Here is a 21175-nt window from a genome sequence, read left to right as displayed (position 1 = left end):
GGCTAGACTTCATTCTTATCCGGAGCTCCGATGCATCCCCAATCCGACTCTCGCTCCCCTGCGTTCTTCGCCCGGCGGGTGGCCGGCCTGCCGACAGCCCTGTGGCTGCTCGCCGGCCTGCTGATCCTGCTGCTGTGGTTCGGCACGCTTGATTTGCGCCACCTGCTCAGCTCCGATGAAGGCCGCTACGCCGAGATCTCGCGCGAGATGTTCGCCAGCGGGGACTGGGTAACGATCCGCTATAACGCGCTCAAGTACTTCGAGAAGCCGCCTTTCCATATGTGGGTGACGGCGCTGTCGTATACCTTGTTCGGCGTCGGCGACTGGCAGGCCCGGCTGTGCGTGGCGCTGTCCGGCATGGTTGGCCTCATCGCGTCGATGTTTGCGGCAACGCGCTGGTACGGCATTCGCGCTGGCCTGCTGACCGGCCTGGTGCTGGTGGCCGCGCCGATGTGGAGCGTGGCCTCGCACTTCAACTCGCTGGACATGACGCTGTCCGGCGCCATGGCCTGCGTGCTGGCCTTCATGCTGGTGGCACAGCATCCCGACGCAACGCCTGCGGCCCGCCGCTACTGGATGTGGGCCTGCTGGGTGGCCATGGGCGTGGCGATCCTGAGCAAGGGACTGGTAGGCATCGCCCTGCCCGGGCTGGTGCTGGTGATTTACACCCTGATCTCGCGCGACTTCGGCCTGTGGCGGCGCCTGCACCTGATCTCCGGCATCGGGCTGATGCTGATCGTCACGGTGCCCTGGTTCTGGCTGGTGTCGGCGCGCAACCCCGAATTCCCGAATTTCTTCTTCATCCACGAGCACTGGCAGCGCTACACCTCGACGGTGCACTCGCGCGGCGGGCCGGTCTGGTACTTCGTGCCATTGCTGGTGGCGGGCTTCGTGCCCTGGCTGGGCCTGGCGCCGCGCATGTGGGAGGTGGTCCGCGACGATGGCGCCGCGGCGCGCGTGGCGACGGTGCGGCGCCTCCGGCCGGCGCTGTTGCTGGCTGTGTGGGCCATCGCCATCTTTGTCTTCTTCAGCCTGTCCGGCTCCAAGCTGCCCGGCTATATCGTGCCGGTCTTCCCGGCGCTTGGCATGCTGGCAGCCATGGCACTGGAGCGCATCGGCGAGCGCGGCTGGCGCCAGCAGCTCAACGCCATGCTGGTGATCATGGCGATCGGGTTGCTGGCCAGCCCGGTGGTGGCCACGCTGCATTCCAACCACACCGCGACCGCCGACTACCGCCGCTACGCGGTCTGGGTGGCCGCCGCGTTTGTGGTGATGCTGGCGGGCACGTGGCTGGCGCGCCGGCTGCTGCGCACCCACGGCCTGATGCCGAGCATCGTGGTCTACACGCTAGCGTTGTTCACGGGCTTTACCGCCGCGCTGCTCGGGCACGAATCTATCGGCGGCCCGGCCTCGGGCGCCAGCCTGGTGCCAGCCATCCGGGCGGTGCTCAAGGACGACATGCCGATCTACGGCGTGCGCACGCTGGATCACACCCTGCCGTACTATCTGCGCCACACCACGGGGATGGTGGAACACCCCGACGAGCTGGAGTTCGGCACCCAGCAGGAGCCGCAGAAATGGCTGCCCACGCTCGACAGCTTTATCGCCCGCTGGCGCGAGGGGCCACCGGCGCTGGCGATCATGTCCGCCGATACCTACCGCGAGCTGACCACGCGCCAGGTGCCCATGCACCTGGTTGCGCAAGACCAGCGGCGCATCGTGGTAGCCAATTTCCCGGTGCCGGCTTCGCCTGGCCGCTAAGCGCGGCCAAGACAGATCCAGGACGCCGCAGCATCTAGCTCCTCATGGGTGGCCGACGAAAAACGGTAACGATTGTCATTTGCTATCCGCACCCACCCCTCCCCTTGTTCCACGCGCCGTCTCACGTAAGGTGCCTCCTGTTCCTTGCCGGTGCATCCCCCGCCCGGCGCTACGATTTATCCCGGCCGGTACTGCCGGGACCGGCTACACCAGTGACTTCCCGCATCCATTCCAGGCAAGAAATCGACCTGACATATACCCTGTTTTCGAATTACTTAATCAACGATTCCAATCAAATATGACGGCACGTTCAATAGCACATTTAAGCTGTCAATTTAATAGATCGCCTTACCCCACCAAAGCATGGGACACCATTCCTTGACAGCCCCCATCGCTCTTTTTCCGGACGCATACCGATCTGATTCCGTGCACCCTCACGGCCCCTTTCTTCCATCCACCCTTAAAATTCAAACAACAATCATTATCAATACATGCAATATTTCTCGCAGCAATTTGTCAATAACTGCAGATAATTGGGGCGAGAACCTTACGTTTTCATTTCAATGCCCTCCATAATTTTCCTGATCAGGCAGAGTGCCTTTCTTTCCAGTACCGTATGATTGAGCCTCATCGGAATCGACGTGCGCGGACCACGGTGAATGAATCGGGAGTAGCCCATGCAAATGATGTCTTCCCAGTTCAGTGGCTTCCGGTACGAGGAGCCTGCAGCTCCCGTCATCTGCCTGCGCGACGTCGCCCGCCCGTGTCTTCGTAAGCGGGCCACTGGCAATGCACCCGAAACGCAGGGCCAGGCCAGCGTCGCTGCCAAGGGCTTCTCCAGATGAATTGGGGCGTGCTTGCCTACACCGTGCTGGCGTGCCTGGTGACCGGGTATGCCGCTACTGCGGCCTGGGCAGCATGGCGGCCACCGGCTGCCAGCCACGATCCGGAAAGCACCGGCCTGCGCCCGGTGAGCGTACTGAAGCCGTTGTGCGGCGCCGACCCCCGGCTCTATGACAACCTCGCCGGCCTGTGCCGGCAACAGCATCCGGCGTTCCAGCTGGTGTTCGGTGTGCGCGCGGCAGACGATGCCGCCATCGCCGTGGTGGAACGCCTGCAAGCGGAATTCCCGGATTGCGATATCGTCCTGGTGATCGATCCTCGCGTGCACGGTAGCAATCTCAAGGTCAGCAACCTGATCAACCTGCTGCCGCAGGCACGCTATACATGGCTGGTCGTGGCCGACAGTGACATCGCGGTGCAACCGGATTACCTGGCCCGCGTCACAGCGCCGCTGTCCGATGCCACGGTTGGCGTGGTGACTTGCTTGTACCGGGGCCGACCGGCGGGCGGATTGTGGTCCTTGCTCGGCGCACAATTCATCGACGACTGGTTTGCGCCATCGGTACGTGTAGCCCATGGCTTTGGCTCGAGCCGCTTCTCATTTGGCGCCACCATCGCGCTGCGGCGCGACGTGCTCGATGCCATCGGCGGTTTCTCCGCACTCTCCAACCGGCTTGCAGACGACTTCTGGCTGGGCGAACTGACCCGCCACCAAGGCTTGCGCACGGTACTGTCGGACGTCATCGTCCTTACGGATGTCACTGAAACGCAGCTGGCTGCGCTGTGGGCGCACGAGGTTCGCTGGCTGCGCACCATCCGCTCGCTCAATCCGGCAGGCTTTGCCTTCACCTTCATCACCTTTACGTGGCCCATGCTGGCACTCGCCTGCTGGCTGGCACCCACGCCCATCGTGCTTGGCGTGTCGCTGGCCGGCATAATGGCGCGCTGCATGCTGGCCGGTGGTGCCGGCGCGGCCATGCGGGCACCGCTGCGCGATACGCTGCTGCTGGCCGGATGGGCTACCGCCATGTTTGGCCAGCACGTGCGCTGGCGCGACCAGGTGCTGTCGGTACACGACCACGCCTCGTCGGCCGATGCCCGTCCGACGGCATCGCCGGTGGCACCGCCCGGCGCGGAGCCGCCGCCGGTCACCAGCACGCATGCCCAGCCTGGCATTGCAGCCGGCTTCGCCGGGCTCCCCCGATCCATGCAGACCGAGGGGACACAGATTACCGATCACGACGGCTCGTCGCCACTGCCTGCTAACGGCATGATTTCCTAGATAAACGCCATGAAAACCCTCTTCCTCCAGATGCCTTCCTTCGATGGCTTTGACGGCGGCGCTTAGGGCAACAGGGCCGTCACGGGCTTCGGTACATACGTCGCCACAAAGGTCAAACATGAAACGTGCTGCACTGCTTGCCACGCCGTTCGCCTTGTTGCTGCCCGTTGTGCTGGCATCGTCCGCAGACATGCCGCACACCGCCCACGCCAGCCATGCGGGACTCTCGCTGTTCTGCGCTGCCGCCGCGGTCTTTGGCATTGTCTATATGGCGTCGGCGGGTGTCCTCATCCGGCGGTTCCTCGCTCGCGCACCCGCAGAGCCCGATAGCTTCCCGCCGGTTACCATCATCAAGCCGCTGCGTGGCCAAGAGCGGATGCTGCTCGATAACCTGGCGAGCTTCTGCAGGCAGGACTACCCGGGCCCCGTGCAGTTCCTGTTCGGCGTGCAGGACCCAGGCGATCCCGCGCTGGAAATTCTGAAGCAGCTTCGGCTTCTGCACCCAGAAGCCCACATCACGGTGGTAAGCGATTCCCGCTTGTCCGGCCCCAACCGCAAGATGAGCAATATCCTCAATATGCTGCCGCAGGTGCAGCACGACGTGCTGGTGTTCGCAGATAGCGATGTTGGCGTCGACCCTGGCTACCTTCGCCATGTCGTCGGCGAACTGCAAAAACCGGACGTTGGGCTCGTGACCTGTCTCTACCGGGGGCGGCCTGCCCCTGGCATCTGGCCTCGGCTATCGGCGATGGCCACCAACTATCAGTTTGTTCCCGGTGTGGTGACCGGCCTCGCGCTCGGACTCGCGCGCCCCTGCTTTGGCCAGACCATCGCAACGCGCCGGGCGACCGTGGAGAGGATCGGTGGCTTCTTGCAATTCGCGCATCACCTGGCCGAAGATCACGCCATCGGCAAGGCCGTGCGGGAGGCCGGCGAGAAAGTCGCGATCCCGCCATTTTTCGTCACGCATGCTTGTGTCGAAGCCGACGCAACCGAACTGCTGGCACACGAGCTGCGCTGGAGCCGAACGATTCGGACCATCGACCCGGTTGGACATCTGGGCTCCGTGCTGACCTATCCTCTGATCTTTTCCGCGCTCGCCACTCTCGCATCCGGCGGCGCGGCCTGGTCATTGGCGCTGGTACTGACAGCGGTATTGGCAAGGCTGCTGCTCAAGTGGCAAATCGACCATGCCATGTGCCAGCCATACCGCGACGCCTGGCTGCTACCGATCTGGGACCTTTTATCATTCGGCATCTTTGCTGCCAGCTTTTTCTCCAGACGCGTGGTGTGGCGTGGACTCAGTTTCGAGGTCAGTGGCAATGGCCTGCTACACCCGATCAAGAAGGACTGATTCGCGATGCCGGTGCCCTGTCCGGAACGAACAGCTGTGTCCCGCCAGGCGGCGGCATCCGATTTCGATCCTCCTGTCGTCATTGACGCTATTCATCCTAGGAGCGGCAATCGCATCATGAAGTATCTCGGTTCCATAGCGGCCTTTGTCGGCCTGGTGGCTGCGCTCTGGCTCGTCTGGCACGAAGACCCCGGCCAGGTGTTCTCCTTGATGCGCGCCGCGGGGGGCGGACTTGTTATCGCCGGGCTTGCGCATTGGCTTCCCATGCTGTTCAACGCGTGCGACTGGCAGACACTGATTCCAGAAACGAAACGGCCCGGGATTGGCTCGATGCTGCGCCTGGTCTGGATCCGGGAGTCGGTGAACGGCTTGCTGCCTGTCGCCCGCGTAGGGGGCGAGATCGTCTCGTTCCGGCTGATGCGGCACTGGGGACTGCGCGCGTCGACGGCATCGGCCAGCCTGATCGTCGATATGCAACTGACCTTGATCAGCCAGCTGATTTTTACGATGGTGGGAATCGGCTTCCTGCTCTCGGCACACTCGGACTCGAAGGCACTCCAGCTCGCCGGCAGTCTCGCCTGGGGTGTAGTCGCGCTCTTGCCGCTGCTGGTGTTGTTCGCATTGGTGCAGCACGCTAGCCCATTCGAACGGGCCAGTCGTGCTCTCAGCCGGTTGACCAGCGGCAAATTTGCCGCGCTGACTGGCCAGTCGGCCAGGATCGATCAATCGATCAAGCTTGTCTGGCGCCGCCGGGCCGTCATCATTCGCTACCTGTTCTTCTGGCAGCCGCTGCAGTACATGGCGACTGCGCTGGAGCTATGGCTAGCACTGTATTTCCTTGGGGAACCGGTGAACATGATGGATGCCCTGGTGCTCGAAGCCCTGGTTCAGGCACTCAGCAGCGCGGCTTTTTTCGTGCCTGCGGCACTGGGAGTCCAGGAGGGTGGCTTTGTCCTGATCGGGACCGCGCTGGGTCTTGAGCCCACGACCTGCATTGCGCTGGCCGGTGCCCGTCGCATCCGGGACTTGATGATTTACCTGCCCGGGCTGCTTGCCTGGCAAATCTCGGAATCGCGCAGCCGCATCGGCCGGCTTCGCTCCTGACTCGATCTGCAGCGATGCGGAATATGCACCAACTCATGAAAAAGACGCGCCGCGCGCGCCTGAAATCCCGGCAGGGTGACCGCGAGCCACTAACTGGGCTGCCCGGAACGCGCGCCAAGTCCCACTCGTGCGCCGCCCTTTGCTTGTGTTCCGCGTTGCTCGGTTTGCTCAGCGCACCGGCCTCGGCGGTGCTACCGGATGAAATCCAGGTGTACACCGGCGATATCAACGCGCCGGGAGAGTTCGGACTCGAACTGCATCTGAACACCACGCCAAGCGGCCATTCGCGGCCATCTTATCCCGGGGAAGTCACCACGCCGCACGGCTGGCGCGCGACCGCCGAGTTCTCCTATGGCCTCGCGCCTGCCTGGGAACTTGGGCTTTACATCCCCACCATGCTGTCGCGAGACAACAGCTATTACGTGACCGGTCCAAAGCTTCGCGTGAAGTGGATGCCAATCCGCACTGTCGATGGCGCTGGATACTTCGCTGGCGCCAACGTTGAACTCGCGCGCGTCGGACAGAAATTCGAGAGCGCAACCAAGACCCTGGAGCTGCGTCCAATCATTGGTTATCAGGACAGTAATTGGCTCTTTGCCTTTAACCCCGTGCTGGGATGGGATCTTGCTGGCCCGGACAAAAGCGCTGTCCCCAGCGCAACCCCTAGCTTCAAGGTGGCCCGAACAGTATTGCCAGGGTTGCGCGCGGGCGCCGAATACTACACGGATCTGGGCCGCGTCAATCATCCAGCCACGGGGCCTGGGCAGGCGCAGATCATCTATCTTGCTTTCGATGTGAGTCGCGGCCCCCTGGTCTTCAATTTCGGCATAGGCCGCGGGCTATCCCAGGCAGCTGACCGCTGGACACTGAAATGGATCTTCGAAATACCGTTCTCCTGAGCCGCCAGCCTGGGAGAGAACCGCGCCAGGATAGGCGCCAGGAGGTTCTTGAGTCTGGCGCCTTCACGCGCAAATCGGTCATCGACCTATGACCGTCGGGTCCGATTCCTTTGCCCACCCAACAATCACAAACAAGATACGACTGAACCTGAATCCGAATCTGAATCTGAATCACTTGGATTGCAGATAGGTTGCAACGGCGTTGGCTTGATCGTTGTTCAGATTGTGTGCCACCGCACTCATGACCGGTGCATTGCCGCGCGACTTGTCCCTGAAAGCCTCGATCTGACGTAGCAGATAGGATTTATGCTGCCCGGCAAGTCGCGGGAATTGCGCAGCCCCCTGCCCCTGCGCGCCATGACAGGACGCGCAGGCTGGCACCCCGTCATCGGGAGCGCCATGCTCGAAAATGGTCTGCCCCTTGGACATCAGTGCCGTGTCTCCGGCCGCACCGGGTGCCGCCGTTTGACCTGCATAGTATTCGGCCAGCGATCGGATGGTTGCGTCGTCAAGTTGTGACGCGATACCCCACATGAATGAACGCGCCTCCGATTCGCCACGCGCATGCTCCCGGAAACCTTTGAGCTGCGTCTCCAGGTATTCAGGTGTCTGAGCGTCAAGCCGGGGGAACATTGGCGATTCGCTTCGCCCGTGAATGCCATGGCAAGTTGCGCATAGCTGGGCGGCGAGCTTGGCGCCATCCTCGCCATAAGCCCGCATGATCGCCATGCTCATGCCTGCAAAGGTAAGCAGCGCGAACAACGGTACACGGATGGTCAGCGTCATTTTCATAGTCGTACCAGGCCCGGAAAATCTCCAGCGGCAGATGTTGCCGGTGGCTCGTTCAGAACAGAAACCAGCCGAGCAGATATAGCGTGTTGTTATCGCCGGCATTCCTGCCGTTACCGTCGTAGTTGGAGCGTGCGCCATTGAATTTAAGGAACCACGTGTACTGCACCGCAAACTTGACTTGCGGGTGAGGCAGATAGTTGAGCTCGAAGATCAGCCCGCGCGAGTCGGGATATCCATTGGCGCTGCCTGTGACCGGCGCCGGAGTGTACAAGCCCGTATCCGCGTTTCCGGTGGTCGAGAAATAGGCCAGCGTGCCACCATACTTGCGCTGGTAGATATAGGACGCCTTGGCCTTGAAGGTCGTAAGGTGGTCGGTCGGGTTCGCCGGTGTGGGGCCAGCGCCTATGCCGCCGCTGGGAAAGCTCGCGCGCCAGTCCTGTTTCTCGTAGATCCAGGCTGCCTGGGCAGTAAAGGCATGGGGTAGCGTGAGGTACTGGTACTGCGCGTCCAACGCATAGTCGCTGAAGCGGTCCGTGGGCGTGCCGGGCAGGGTGTTGTCCGGATACCGGCTGGCTATCAGGCCAAAGGTGCCCGCCATGATGGAGTGCGGGCCCCACTCCCGGTTGTACGCCACGCGCCAATATGGGTTCGCGCCACTCAAGCGTGCCACGCCCCCGGGTGTGTTGCTATCTTGTCCGGTCCGGAACACCGAGAATGCCTGGTCAGCTGTCCGATAGAGGCCAAACTCGATATAGAGGCTGCGCTGCCAGAAGAGGTACGCGGACGCGCCCGCCACTTGTTGCGCCAACCCGCCATCGATGAGCGTGCTCGCCATTGGCGTTAGCGAAACACTGCTCGACGCGTAGGGATAACCGAAGGCTGGCGTGCTGTTCCACACGTCGGAGACCGTCGGGTTATTGTTGACGGTCATGCCGTAGATGAAGTCGACATCGTTATCTGTCAAGTGCCACGCGGCGCGGATGTCTGTGTTGTCGAGCGCGGCATGATGGGCGATGCCATCGTAGGTCCATTGCGCAAAGGCGCCCACATGGTCAACGATGCGGCCGGCATAAAAGAGGCTCGCCTGCTGCAGCGTAGTGTCGCCATCGCGCAGGAAGTCGTAATTGGCCCGGTCAAGGGTCCTGGTATGTGTTTTTGATACCTGCACCATTGCCGAGACCGGAATGGTGGTGTTGTTCGTCAAGGTGTAGCCAGTCAACTTGAAGAAGCGGCCGAACGGGGTCAGTTCGGGAAAATTGACATGGCAGGCCATGCAGGCCATGCCCGTCTGGCGGGCAAAGGCGGGAACCGCCTCCGCCTGCCTCGGCAGCAGAGCGACCACGCAGGCAAGCGTCAATAGCGCCTCTACCGCGTACCTTGTGTGAGCTCTCATCATGTCCCCCCGCCTTCCCCTCGGATTCCGCTCTTAGGCTGGCACTTTTTCCCAGCCTAGAAAATCAAGTAACCTTTGAACAGGAACTTCGACGCAAAAGCTTGCGCTGCGTCAAGTTGAGCGGATGCGGGCGGCCAGCCGCTCGGCGTTCCCCTTTGCCGCCGTCCAGGCGATTCTGCCAACCCCCTTGATGAGGAAATATGCCCAGGCGACATAAGGAACAGCATCGTGTTGAGGCCATTGGGTGGCTGCGTGCCGCGGTGCTCGGCGCCAATGACGGCATCGTATCGACCGCAAGTCTCGTTATCGGCGTGGCATCGGCACACACCGCTCACGAGAATATCGTGCTCACGGCCGTAGCAGGTCTGGTCGCAGGGGCCATGTCGATGGCAACAGGGGAATACGTATCAGTTTCATCTCAGGCGGATACCGAAGCGGCGGCCTTATCCGAGGAGCAGGCTGAACTCGACGCCGATTTTCCACGCGAGCAGCAAGAACTGACCGCAATCTATATGCATCGTGGCCTGGATCTTTCGCTTGCCAAGCAGGTTGCCGAAAAGCTGATGGCGCACGACGCGCTTGGCACGCATGCACGCGATGAACTGGGGCTTTCGATTGCGACCTCTGCCCGGCCTTTGCAAGCCGCGCTGGCTTCCGCCTGCAGTTTCTCGGTCGGCGCTGCCCTGCCGGCTACCGTCGCAGCGCTTGCCCCCGAATCAGCAGTGATCCCGTGCATAGTCATCTCGGCGTTGATATCGCTGGCTGCCCTGGGCGGCCTGGCCGCAAAAACCGGCGGTGCCAAAGTCGGCCCGGGTGTTATCCGCGTGGTCTCCTGGAGTGCCTTGGCCATGGCTGTGTCATCAGGCATCGGCCTGTTGTTTGGCAACATAGGCTGAGACGCCATAGCCCGCTGGCGCGCAGCTCGAGGCGCCGCTTGAAAGGCTCCCGCTCAAGCTCGCGCAAGCCGACTGCGCAGCGTCGTGACGATGTGGGTCGACGAACGCGTACTCAAAGCGGCTACCACCGGGCCTCGCGCGTCGATCACCGCATGTACCGACTCGAGACGTTTACCGTCGATCGCCTCCGGGCTCGCCACTTCAGTTCCCAGGCAACCGAAGGCCGGTCCGTGCGGGAGTGCTCAACCGCGCGTCCGCCGCCTGTCCGCCGTGCGTCCGCATCACTTGGTGCTTACTACTGTTCGCACACCGGGCGCCGCAATGAGGAATGTACATTGCACAGTTTCGTTCTTTACACTAGGCTCAATCGAATTGAGGAGCTTACACTCTTCGCTTGGAAGCGAGATCGATCAGCGTGCACTCAACCCGATGGATGCCTCGCTTTATCCTTGCCCTGAGTTACGTGATGGCTTCGCTCTCAGGTTTCTATGCATCGCAAAGCGAGGCACAGGACACCGTGGATGCCGATCAGGTCAAACGAGGCCAATACCTGGCAACGGCAGGCGACTGTGTGGCCTGCCACAGTGCCCCTACCGGGAAGCCCTATGCAGGTGGGCTGTCGCTTCCAACGCCCCTGGGTGCCATAGTTTCGACGAATATCACTCCATCGAAAACCCACGGCATCGGCAACTATACGCTTGCACAGTTTACCGACGCGTTGCGCAAAGGCGTGCGTGCAGACGGGCAACGTCTGTATCCGGCCATGCCATACACGTCCTATGCGCTGGTGACCGATGAAGATGCGGCAGCGCTCTATGCCTATTTCATGCATGGCGTAGCGCCTGTAGATGCCGCGCCCAACGCCACTGCCCTGCCCTTCCCCTTCAATATCCGTATGTCGATGGCGGCCTGGAATCTGCTATTCCTCGACGACAAGCCATTCCGCACCGACCCGGGCAAGAGCGCTGAGTGGAACCGCGGCGCCTACCTGAGCCGCGGGCTGGCGCACTGCAGCGCCTGCCATACCCCACGTAATGTCATGATGGCCGAAGATAGCGCTCGTGAGTTCGGTGGCGGGGATGTGGGGACGTGGTATGCGCCGAATATCACTTCGGATGCGATCAGCGGCATCGGGAGTTGGAACGAGCAGGAGATTGCCGGCTATCTGCGCACCGGTGATGCCGTGAATAAATCACAGGCCGCCGGGCCAATGGCCGAAGCCATTGATCACAGCCTGAGACATCTGAACGACGCCGACCTGCATGCTATTGCGATCTATCTGAAGAGCGTGCCCCCGATTCACGATGTCGCGGATACCCGTGCAGCCTCTGCATGGGGTGCCAAGGCGGACGATCTGATCAGTATTCGCGGGGTTGCCTTGCCCACTGACCTGAACCGGATGAGCGGCCCCCAACTCTATGATGCCCATTGCGCGACTTGCCACCAGGCACACGCGGAGGGAAGTTTTGACGGAGGGTTGCCCTCGTTGTTTCACAATGCGGCGCTTGGCAGGTCCAAGGCCAACAACCTGGTCATGGTGATACTGGACGGCGTTCAGCGCCAGGTCGATCCGCCTGAACTGCGGATGCCCGGATTCGCCCATTCACTCACCGACCAGCAGATCGCGACGCTGGCGTCCTACCTGACGCAACGCTACGGTAATCCCAAGGTGATCGTCACGGCCGATGAAGTCAAATCGCTGCGGCAGGGCGGAGCGCCGTCGAATCTTGTCGCCCTCGCCCGTGCCGGCATGGCGGTAGGTCTGCTTGTGGTCATTGGCCTGGTATTTTTCGTCGTCCGACGCAAGCGCAGAAGGTCAACCTAAGCGGATGCAGGGCCGGCATGACGGCTGTGGGGCGAACCGTCAACCTGAAACTGGCATATTTGCGGAGCCACCTGGAGAGATGATGAAGCCATCCCATTTTCTCAAGGCTACAGCTATCCCGTTGCTCTGGCTTGCTGGCGCGTCGGCCAGCGCGCAAAGCAGCGTCACGCTGTACGGCATCGTGGACGATGCGCTTGTCTATGCGAACAATCAGCAAGGCCACTCCAATTTCTATACCCGAAGCGGCAATGTCTCGGCTTCGCGTTTCGGCCTGCGCGGTAGCGAACCCCTCGGCGGGACAACCTCAGCCATCTTCGATCTGCAGGAGGGTTTTGATATCGACTCGGGCAAGGAATCCAGTTCCGGCCTGATATTTAACCGGCAGGCCTTTGTCGGCCTGCAGGACACACGTGCCGGGACGCTGACATTAGGTCGCCAGTACTCAGCCTATTACCAAATACTCGGCGGGATCGGGCCCGTTGGGTATCTGACCGGCGCGACGGGCGCACACCCTGGCGATCTCGACGCCCTGGATACCACGGTCCGCCTCAACAATTCTGTCCAGTACGTCACCCCGCTACTTTCCGGCTTTAGCGCGGCCGTGCAATACGCCTTTGGGGAGATACCTGGAACCTTGCAGCGCGGCAGTTCCTTCAGCTCGGGCATCAAATACGCAAATGGGCCGTTTACCATCGGTGCAGCCTATCTGCGTTTGTACAACACCGGAAACGTGCGGGCGCTCGATCCCAATGCGAGTGGCAGCTATGGTTCCTCATCGGTCACTACCGGCTTTGTGTCCGCGCATGATGTCCAGCACGTTGGCGCGGCGGCTACGTACAAGCTGGGGCTGGCGCTCCTTGGACTTAATTACACCAACGTGCGGTTCAAGCCAGGCAATAGTTCGCTATTTACCGACACCGCTGTATTCAACACTTACGGCGCCATCGCCCACTTCGATATCGCCCCGCAGTTCGACGCCGCCGTCGGCTATAGCTACACGCGCGCCAGTACCTCAAACGGCATTTCCGATAGCGCCCGCTATCACCAAGTGTCGCTCAAGGAGTCCTATCACTTCTCGAAGCGCACTGCGCTATACGCGCTGCAGGCCTACCAGCACGCAAGCGGGCAGACGCTCGGTGCTGCCGGCGGTGCGCAAATCGTCAATGCGACGGCGACCGTGGGCGATTCGCAAAATAGTACGCCGGCTTCTGGCAGCAATCAGTTTGTTGGCATGTTTGGCATCGTGCATAATTTTTGAGCAAACCGGGCGTCAACCGCTTCCGCAGGAGGCGACGGCATTTCTTTCCTGGACGGGTATCGCTATGGAATCTCGCGAACAAATAACGACCAAGGACGCTGAGCCAAATCGCGCCCGCCGGGCGTTGCTGGCCGGCTTGCTCTCCACCTATACAGCCTCGCTGATTCCCTGGGCGCTGGCCCAGCCCGTAGCCAATGGCGATCAGGGTGCGTTTCTCGCGCTCTCCGCCATCATAGCGGGGCGACAGACACTTGACGGCGCACTGGCAAAGCGCCTGTATCAGGCGCTGACCGACGACGATGCCAAATTCCCCGCGGAGGCCCGCCAGTTGCTGGCCCTCATCGACGAGCGCAAGATCGACCCACTTCAATTACAGCAGGTGCTCGACAGTGAGCAGTCGCCGCTGGCCACCTTACCGCGCAAGATTGCGACGGCGTGGTTCATGGGCATGGTTGGCAGTGGCGACAACGTGCGGACTATCGCCTATGAAAACGCACTCAATGCCGTCATCGTCTCGGATGTCTTGAAACCCCCGACCTACTGTTTTGGCGTCTATGGCAGCTGGGCAGCGAAGCCGAACGCAGGAGCGAAGAATGGCTGACCAGTCATCTGCTGATTTTGTCGTCATTGGATCGGGAATCATCGGTTCGCTGACCGCGCGAAAACTGGTCAAGAGTGGCGCCTCCGTACTGATCCTGGAGGCGGGGCCGCGTATCACTCGCGCCGAAATCGTTGCACGATTCCGGAACTCCACGCGCAGGAGCGACTGGCTGTCGCCCTATCCGCCCGCCCCATGGGCACCACACCCGATCTACCAGCCTAAGGACAATGGGCATCTGATTCAAGCCGGACCCTACCCATATCCCGCTGAATACATGCGGATCTACGGTGGCAGCACCTGGCACTGGGCGGCACAAGCCTGGCGCAACGTACCGAACGACTTCCGGATACAGAGTTTGTATGGCGTCGGAGTCGACTGGCCTATCACCTATGAAGAGCTCGAGCCGTTCTACCAGGAAGCGGAAGAAATCATGGGCGTGTCGGGAGCGCCCAATACCGGCTCGCCACGCACCAAACCGTTTCCGATGGAGCCAGTAGCGGAAGCATGGGCCATGCGCCGGATTCGGGAGCGGCTCGCCCCCGCCTATGAAGTGGTCAGCAACACCACAGCGCGCAACAGCCGAACCTACGACGGCAGACCGCCGTGTTGCGGCAATAACAGTTGCCAGCCGATCTGCCCGATCGACGCGCAATACAATGGCGGCGTCGCCGCAGCCTCGGCGGAGGCTGCTGGCGTCACCATCCTGACAAGTGCAAACGTCTACAAGCTGGAGCACGACGACAAAGGGCGAATCACCGCAGCCCTGTACTATGATCCGGACAAGCGATCTCATCGTGTCACCGGCAAGATCTTTGTCGTCGCGGCCAACGGGATCGAAAGCCCAAGGCTGCTCTTGCTCTCGGCGAGCGACAAGTTCCCCAAGGGCCTGGCGAACAGCAGCGACATGGTCGGCAGGAACCTGATGGATCACCCGAGCACCTCGCTCACATTCGACGCCGATGAAGACCTGTGGCTGGGACGGGGACCACAGAGCCCCACCTCCATCAACACCCTGCGCGATGGCGCCTTCCGTTCCGAGCACGCCCCATACCGGCTGGACTTCACGAATATCTCCCGCGTCGATGGCACCACGAGAGCATTGATCAGCGCGGGAGTCTATGGCGTGGAATTCGAACAGCGTTTGCGCTACAGCGCGGCACGGGAGATGAGCCTGAAGAACGTCCTGGAAGTGCTTCCGCACCCGGAAAATCGGATTACCCTGAGCGACCAGAAAGATGCCATGGGTATCCCGAAACCCCAGGCTCACTATTCCATCGACGACTACACACGCCGGGGAGCCGAACGTTCAAAAGATGATTTCAAGCGGGTTGCAGAACTGATGGGGGGCACAAATCTGCGCCAAAGCAAGGACGGTGATTTCGCCAATAACCAGCACATCTGCGGCACGCTGAGCATGGGTAACGACCCCGCAAAGTTCGTTTGCGACCAATGGGGGCGCACGTACGACCATGAAAACCTGTTCCTCGCGAGCACCGGGGTGTTACCGACCGCAGGTACCTGTAACTCGACGGAGAACGGCCTCGCCGTGGCCTTGCGGACAGCCCAACACATTCTGTCGGAACAGGCAGGCCGGCCAACACCAAATGGAGATCAATCAAAGCCCTCTGGGTGAAGTGACTGTTGCACACGGCAGTGAGCCGCACCCTGGTCATGGCGTACCCTTTCGGCACCAACGTGCGCTTCTTCTGTGAATTGATTCAAAAATCACTCACGCTGATTCTCCTACCGCCATGACGCGTAGCAAGCCGCTGCTGAGCATGCATCCGGAACTCTCCTCTGTGCGTGTCTATCTGATCGGGCTGGCGCTCGGCTGCGCGACCGGCGTCGACTTTTGGGCGTCGGCGATGATGGGGGTCGCGGGCACCCACATTCGCGGTGGGGTACATGCCTCGCCAGAAGATTTCCTCTGGAGCATGACTTCCTATGCCGCGGCTGCGGTAGTCGCCAACCTGATGCTGCGCCGCCTGGCCCGCGACATTAGTTATCGTGGTTTCACACTTGCGGGCCTGGCAATAGCCGGCTTCGGCGCGGTGTTGTGCGCACTCTCTCGAAACTCGCTGGAATTGAGCCTTGCGCGTGCCGTCCAGGGGTTCGGGGCGGGGGGCCTGTTTGCCGCTTCGCGCATCATCATTCAGATCGCTGCGGCGCGCGAGGAGCGGCGCCCGCTCTTTATCGGCTTCAGTATTGGCTCCATGGGCCTGGTCGCCCTGGCTCCATGGATTACGGCAAAACTCGTAGAAAGTGCGGACTGGCAGATGGTCTTTGTTCTGCAGGGGGGGATCGCGTTGCTGACGCTGATCTTTGTGCTGGCGACCTATCCGAAGCGGCTTACCGCCACACGTGCGCCATGGGAGGTCGATGTCCAGGACATGGACTGGGTGACGGTCGTCCTGCTCGGCGCCGGTGCGCTAGTTCTGCTGCACGGACTGGGCGACCTGCGCTTCTATGAACTGACCAGCTCGCCCTCGGTTGTCCTGACCCCGATTGTCGGCCTGATCTTCTTCGCAGTTGCCTTCGCTCACTTGCACGGGCATCCCGACCCCTGGCTTGACCCCAAGCTGCTGCTAGGTCGCCGCTTTCTGGTCGGGCTGACCTTTTACGCGATTTATTACTTCCTGAACGGGCTGTGGACCTATGTGGTGTCCACAATGCTACAGGGCGGGCTAGGTTTCACATTCCAGACCACCGGCACGGTACTGACAACAACTGGCCTGATCGGCTTTGCCGCAGCCATGGCCTTCACTTTCGGCAGCACGCTACTGGTCGGGACAAGGCGCTATATCGCGATTGGCTATCTGTTGTTCGCGGGTTCCGCCTGGCTGCTCTCTCAGCGCATGATGCCTGGCGCATCCATTGCGGTGCTTCTGCCCGCGCTCGCCATGCAGAGCCTAACGGTTCCGTTCATCCTGATGCTGGTAGCAGGCCTGACGTGGGCGGACTTTAACGTGGACGATTTCGCCCATGGCTACCAGTTCAAGAACATCGTGCGACAGATCGCCTCAGCAGGAGGAACAGGACTTGCAAGCCTCTGGCTGCAATTTGGCGAGGTCCTGGCCCGCACGCAACTGATTGCCAAGGTGACGCCGTTTGACTTCCCACAGGGGATCGACCAGACCGAGCTTGCACGGTTGTCGCAACTGATCGACCAGCAGGCGACGCTAGTTTCCACCAGCAATCTGTTTGCGCTGCTGGCATTCACCTGCGTTGTCATTGCCGCAATAGCCGTTGTCCAGCATGCGCTGCGATGAAGTGATCACATGCCCCTGCTAGCCGCTAGCGCGATGGCATGAGGCATCCTACATATTCACGATCTGGAGGTTGCCATGAATCCGCTCATCCAAGCCCTGACTACCTGCGGCGCAGAGCTGCTGGCGGAACTCGAAACGATCTACGAGGATATCCACCAGCACCCAGAACTGTCGATGCAAGAGGTTCGCACCGCCAAGCTCGCGGCCGATTACATCGAAACGCTGGGCTACGAGGTGACGCGCGCGGTGGGCGTCACAGGCGTCGTTGGCGTGTTGCGCAATGGCGAAGGCCCTACCGTGATGCTGCGTGCCGACATGGATGCACTACCCATGGCGGAGAATACCGGCTTGCCCTATGCCAGTACCGTCAAGGCAAAAGATGAAGATGGTGTGGAGGTAGGCGTGGCCCACTCCTGCGGGCACGACCTGCACGTGACCTGGCTGATGGGGGTGTCGCGCATTTTTGCAGAACATCGCGACGCCTGGAAAGGCACTGTCATGCTCGTGTTCCAGCCCGGCGAGGAAGTGGGCCGGGGTGCAGCGAGCATGGTTCAGGATTGGGGGGAGGGGCGCTTCCCCAAGCCTGACATTATCTTGGGGCAGCACGTGATGGTAGGACTGAGTGGAACGGTCTGCTACCGCCCAGGTGTCATCCTGTCAGCCGGTGACAGCTTGAAGATCAAACTATTCGGTCGCGGGTCACATGGCTCACAACCGCAGACCGCCATCGATCCGGTGATCATGGCTGCCGCCACCACATTGCGCCTGCAAACCATCGTTTCGCGTGAAATCTCGCCACTGGACAATGCAGTGTTGACCATTGGCTCGCTGCAGGCCGGCACCAAGGAGAACATCATTCCCGACGATGCCACGATCAAGCTCAATATGCGCACCTTCGACGAAGATGTGCGCGAGTACATGCTGTCATCCGTCAAGCGAATTTGCTGCGCCGAGTGCGATGCCTCCAATGCCGAGCGGCCGCCCGAGTTCACCACGCTCAGCAGTTACCCGCTAACCGAAAACGACGATGCATCGACCCAGAAGATCGCGGCAGCCTTCAAAGCACAGTTTGGCGACAAGGCCTTCGAGACTTCTCCGGCGTCGGCAAGCGAGGACTTCAGCATCTTCGGGCGTACGTGGAATGTGCCATACGTTTTCTGGTTCGTCGGCGGCACCGACCCCAGTGTGTATGCACAGGCCAAGAAGGAAAAGCAAATCAATAAGATACCTAGCAATCATTCGCCCAAGTTTGCACCGATCATCCACCCGACTCTGGAAACGGGGCTGCAGGCCATGTTGACAGCTGCGTCTGCCTGGCTTTGCGGTCATCAAGCGCCATGATGGAACACAGTCTCTTTGTCGTGGTCGACCTGTTTGGTACCTTCGCCTTTGCAGTCAGCGGTGCTCTTGCCGCTGAACAGAAGCGCCTCGATCTGTTCGGTGTCGTCGCGATCAGCTACATGACAGCCTGTGGCGGAGGAATCGTTCGGGATCTCTGCCTGGGCTCGTTACCGCCGGTGGGCATTTCAGATTGGCGGTATCTCGCGACCTCGGTGTTTGCCTCGGCAATGGCAATCTGGGCGCGTCCAATCGTTGACTACCTCAAGCATCCTGTCGTTTTTTTTGACTCGCTTGGACTGGGTTTCTTTGCGGTCGTTGGCGCACACAAGGCGCTGCTGCTTGGCCACAACATCGAGGTGGCCATCGTGCTCGGCATGGTGACCGCTGTCGGCGGCGGCATGGCGAGAGATGTGGTGCTCAATCGCGTGCCGATCATCCTGCAGAAAGAAATCTATGCACTCGCCGCACTGGTCGGCGCAGCCATACAAGTTCTTGGACAATTCATGGAATGGAGGGTGGCAGTTACGCCTTGGTTTGCGGCGTCGATCTGCTTCGCAATCCGCCTACTTGCCCTGCGCTATTCCTGGAGCCTTCCAGTTTTTCATAAGACGGACGCCGCGTAGTCAGCGAGAGCGTCCGACGCCAACCGTGTAGACGCAAGCGCCGCACTTGACCGACCATTCGCGTGATGGGCGTGTGACTGGATCGCGCTCGCGACAGGTGATGTGGACGGACACGATCCTCGCCCTCCCCCCTCCGATCACCGCGTGTTCGCTGGGCACTGACAAACGAGGAGTCTGTCTTGCGTAGATCTGCGGGAACGTGCGCAAGGGATGGTTTGACAAGGAGGCCGTGCTTCCGACGATTCGCGAGCAAATTGCCGATCGCGCATGCACGACTTGAGTACTGAATTTCCTTGGCACGCTCCGATACGTCAAGAAATGACGACAGTATCGTCATCCCTGGGCAACGTGACTGCGCGAAAAAAGGCCGGCAAATCTGCCGGCCAAGCGTCCTTGCACCCAGTGAACAAAGGCAAGGTCGATATGACTTGTCTCCAGCGCACCCCGACAGCACGCTGGCTGATATCGCGAGCGGTATTAGAAGCGGTGACGCACACCAACCATGGCGCCGGTCTGGTTCTGGCCGGGCAGGGTGTTCATTGCGTTGGTCACGCCGTAGGTTGCCTGCCCCTTGTTCTTCACGTAGCCGAGCAGCACGTAGGCATCGGTGCGCTTGGACAGGGCATAGTCGGCATTCAAGACGTACATCCACGAACTGTTGCTGTCCTTGCGGGCGTCGGTGTAGTAAGCCGCGCCGGTCAGGCTGAAGGCAGGGGTGAACTTATACAGCGCGCCCAGCCAGTACAGGTTGTCCTGGCGGACTACGGTCGCACTGGTGACCTCATCGCGCATCCAGCGATAGCCGGCGAACACCTTGGCATCGCCGAACGCATACGCGCCACCGATTGCGGCGCGCTTGGCCGCAGCGCCGGACGTGGCAATGGTGCTGCCCTGGTACTGGTCATAGGCGACACCCACCGAGACCGGGCCGTTCGCGTACGCCAAGCCGCCGCCGAAGTTCTTGCCAACCCGGAAGCTACCCGGCACTTCCCCACCGTTGGTGATGTTGCTATCGCGGCCGAAGCTGTAGAAACCGGTGGCGGTCAGGCCGCCGAACTTGCCGGTGTACTTGACGGCGTTGTCGGCGCGGCCGTTGAAGCCCTGGGTATCGACCGAGTTGAGCGAGTAGCTGCTGCCGACCGCCATCGGGTCGTAGGCGCCGAACAGGTCATACAGGGCGTTTTGCTGGCGGCCCAGCGTGACTGCGCCGAAGTTGCTCTGCAGGCCAACATAGGCCTGACGGCCGAACAAGCGGTTGCCTTGGGCGGACTTTCCCGTGTCGAGGTCAAAACCGCTTTCCAGCACGAAGATGCCCTTCAGGTTATTGCCCAGGTCCTCCACACCGCGAATGCCCCAGCGCGAACCGGAGAGGCCACCGGACGTCAAGCCTGTGACCGAGCCGCCACCGTTAGGGCCTTGCACGTGACTCTGGAAGCTAACGCCAGCATCGGCAATGCCGTAAAGCGTCACGCCAGACGATTGCGCTGAAGCAGCGGTGGACACGGCGCACGCAGCAGCTGCTGCCAAAACGAAGAGAGGTTTTTTCATGATCATTTTCGGTTTCTGATTGATCCGGCAGGGTCACGCTACCGGGGAAGCCTGCCTTGGCAAGAAAGCGAGACAGCCAAGGCCAACTCCATGCGAGTGACGCATCGTAAGGCACTTATGTGACAGCAATAAGTAAATAGTTATCCAATCGGAACATCTATTGTTCCGGATACGGGAATAACTGTTCAAGCAGGCAGCCAAGTGAAGCGTCGCCCTGAGGGCGTGCGTAGCGCTGAGCGGGGGACGAGACTCACGCGGTTGAGTCGCAGTAAGGCAGTGAGTTTGGCAATAGCCCCGAAGGACCTGCCAGGCTATGCCGCCAGGCCATGGAATTGCCGCACCGCGGCGGTAGTGCTCCCTCCGGGCCGGTGGATTTGCCCCTTGGC

The 21175-nt window shown here is 61.1% G+C and carries 16 protein-coding genes; 13 read left to right on the top strand and 3 right to left on the bottom strand.

Going from position 1 to position 21175, the window contains the following annotated elements; all coding sequences use genetic code 11:
* The first annotated feature begins 30 nt into the window (after positions 1-30).
* The 5 genes from AC07XB_RS04990 (at position 31) to AC07XB_RS04970 (ending at position 7243) form a co-directional block, all read left to right on the top strand.
* On the top strand, positions 31-1761 hold the full coding sequence (locus AC07XB_RS04990; protein ID WP_492826689.1) for a glycosyltransferase family 39 protein: 1731 nt from the start codon (positions 31-33) through the stop codon (positions 1759-1761).
* Between the two features lie 841 nt (positions 1762-2602).
* Positions 2603-3886, top strand: a complete 1284-nt coding sequence (hpnI, locus tag AC07XB_RS04985; RefSeq protein ID WP_492826691.1) for a bacteriohopanetetrol glucosamine biosynthesis glycosyltransferase HpnI — start codon at positions 2603-2605, stop codon at positions 3884-3886.
* A gap of 118 nt (positions 3887-4004) precedes the next feature.
* Complete coding sequence (gene hpnI / locus AC07XB_RS04980; protein ID WP_492826693.1) at positions 4005-5240, top strand: bacteriohopanetetrol glucosamine biosynthesis glycosyltransferase HpnI; 1236 nt, start codon at positions 4005-4007, stop codon at positions 5238-5240.
* A gap of 117 nt (positions 5241-5357) precedes the next feature.
* A complete protein-coding gene (locus AC07XB_RS04975; protein WP_492826773.1) occupies positions 5358-6344 on the top strand; it encodes a lysylphosphatidylglycerol synthase domain-containing protein in 987 nt (328 codons plus the stop codon).
* Positions 6345-6379: 35 nt separating this feature from the next.
* On the top strand, positions 6380-7243 hold the full coding sequence (locus AC07XB_RS04970; RefSeq protein ID WP_492826695.1) for a hypothetical protein: 864 nt from the start codon (positions 6380-6382) through the stop codon (positions 7241-7243).
* 171 nt (positions 7244-7414) lie between these two features.
* Here AC07XB_RS04970 and AC07XB_RS04965 read toward each other — a convergent pair whose 3' ends face one another.
* Both AC07XB_RS04965 and AC07XB_RS04960 read right to left on the bottom strand, forming a co-directional pair.
* On the bottom strand, positions 7415-7978 hold the full coding sequence (locus AC07XB_RS04965; protein ID WP_492826775.1) for a c-type cytochrome: 564 nt from the start codon (positions 7976-7978) through the stop codon (positions 7415-7417).
* 109 nt (positions 7979-8087) lie between these two features.
* On the bottom strand, positions 8088-9317 hold the full coding sequence (locus tag AC07XB_RS04960; protein WP_492826697.1) for a cytochrome C: 1230 nt from the start codon (positions 9315-9317) through the stop codon (positions 8088-8090).
* Between the two features lie 311 nt (positions 9318-9628).
* Between AC07XB_RS04960 and AC07XB_RS04955 the strand changes: the two genes are divergently transcribed.
* The 8 genes from AC07XB_RS04955 (at position 9629) to AC07XB_RS04920 (ending at position 19241) form a co-directional block, all read left to right on the top strand.
* Positions 9629-10324: a VIT1/CCC1 transporter family protein gene (locus AC07XB_RS04955; RefSeq protein WP_416052661.1), complete on the top strand. Its 696-nt coding sequence runs from the start codon at positions 9629-9631 to the stop codon at positions 10322-10324.
* Positions 10325-10790: 466 nt separating this feature from the next.
* Positions 10791-12149 carry a c-type cytochrome gene (locus tag AC07XB_RS04950; RefSeq protein WP_492826699.1) on the top strand — a complete coding sequence of 453 codons (1359 nt, stop codon included), beginning with the start codon at positions 10791-10793 and terminating at the stop codon, positions 12147-12149.
* A 79-nt stretch (positions 12150-12228) separates the two neighbouring features.
* Complete coding sequence (locus AC07XB_RS04945) at positions 12229-13407, top strand: porin (RefSeq protein WP_492371230.1); 1179 nt, start codon at positions 12229-12231, stop codon at positions 13405-13407.
* Positions 13408-13471: 64 nt separating this feature from the next.
* Positions 13472-14008, top strand: a complete 537-nt coding sequence (locus AC07XB_RS04940; protein WP_492371229.1) for a sugar dehydrogenase complex small subunit — start codon at positions 13472-13474, stop codon at positions 14006-14008.
* A complete protein-coding gene (locus tag AC07XB_RS04935) occupies positions 14001-15641 on the top strand; it encodes a GMC family oxidoreductase (protein ID WP_174425939.1) in 1641 nt (546 codons plus the stop codon). Before AC07XB_RS04940 ends, AC07XB_RS04935 begins: the two co-directional genes overlap by 8 nt.
* A 118-nt stretch (positions 15642-15759) precedes the next feature.
* Positions 15760-17277 carry an MFS transporter gene (locus AC07XB_RS04930; protein WP_492826701.1) on the top strand — a complete coding sequence of 506 codons (1518 nt, stop codon included), beginning with the start codon at positions 15760-15762 and terminating at the stop codon, positions 17275-17277.
* A 75-nt stretch (positions 17278-17352) separates the two neighbouring features.
* Complete coding sequence (locus AC07XB_RS04925; protein WP_492371226.1) at positions 17353-18618, top strand: M20 family metallopeptidase; 1266 nt, start codon at positions 17353-17355, stop codon at positions 18616-18618.
* Positions 18615-19241, top strand: coding sequence for a trimeric intracellular cation channel family protein (locus AC07XB_RS04920; RefSeq protein WP_492371225.1), 627 nt, complete (start codon positions 18615-18617; stop codon positions 19239-19241). The genes AC07XB_RS04925 and AC07XB_RS04920 overlap by 4 nt, the downstream gene beginning before the upstream one ends.
* 477 nt (positions 19242-19718) lie before the next feature.
* Here the strand turns inward: AC07XB_RS04920 and AC07XB_RS04915 are convergent, their stop codons facing one another.
* The gene (locus AC07XB_RS04915) at positions 19719-20789 is read right to left on the bottom strand and encodes a porin (protein ID WP_492826703.1); all 1071 of its coding nucleotides are present in this window, start codon (positions 20787-20789) and stop codon (positions 19719-19721) included.
* Between the last annotated feature and the right edge of the window lie 386 nt (positions 20790-21175).

The organism is Cupriavidus sp. GW821-FHT02F09 (assembly GCF_059421605.1).
The sequence above is the reverse complement of the archived record's forward strand: the minus strand, read 5'-3'. Positions and strand labels throughout refer to the sequence as shown.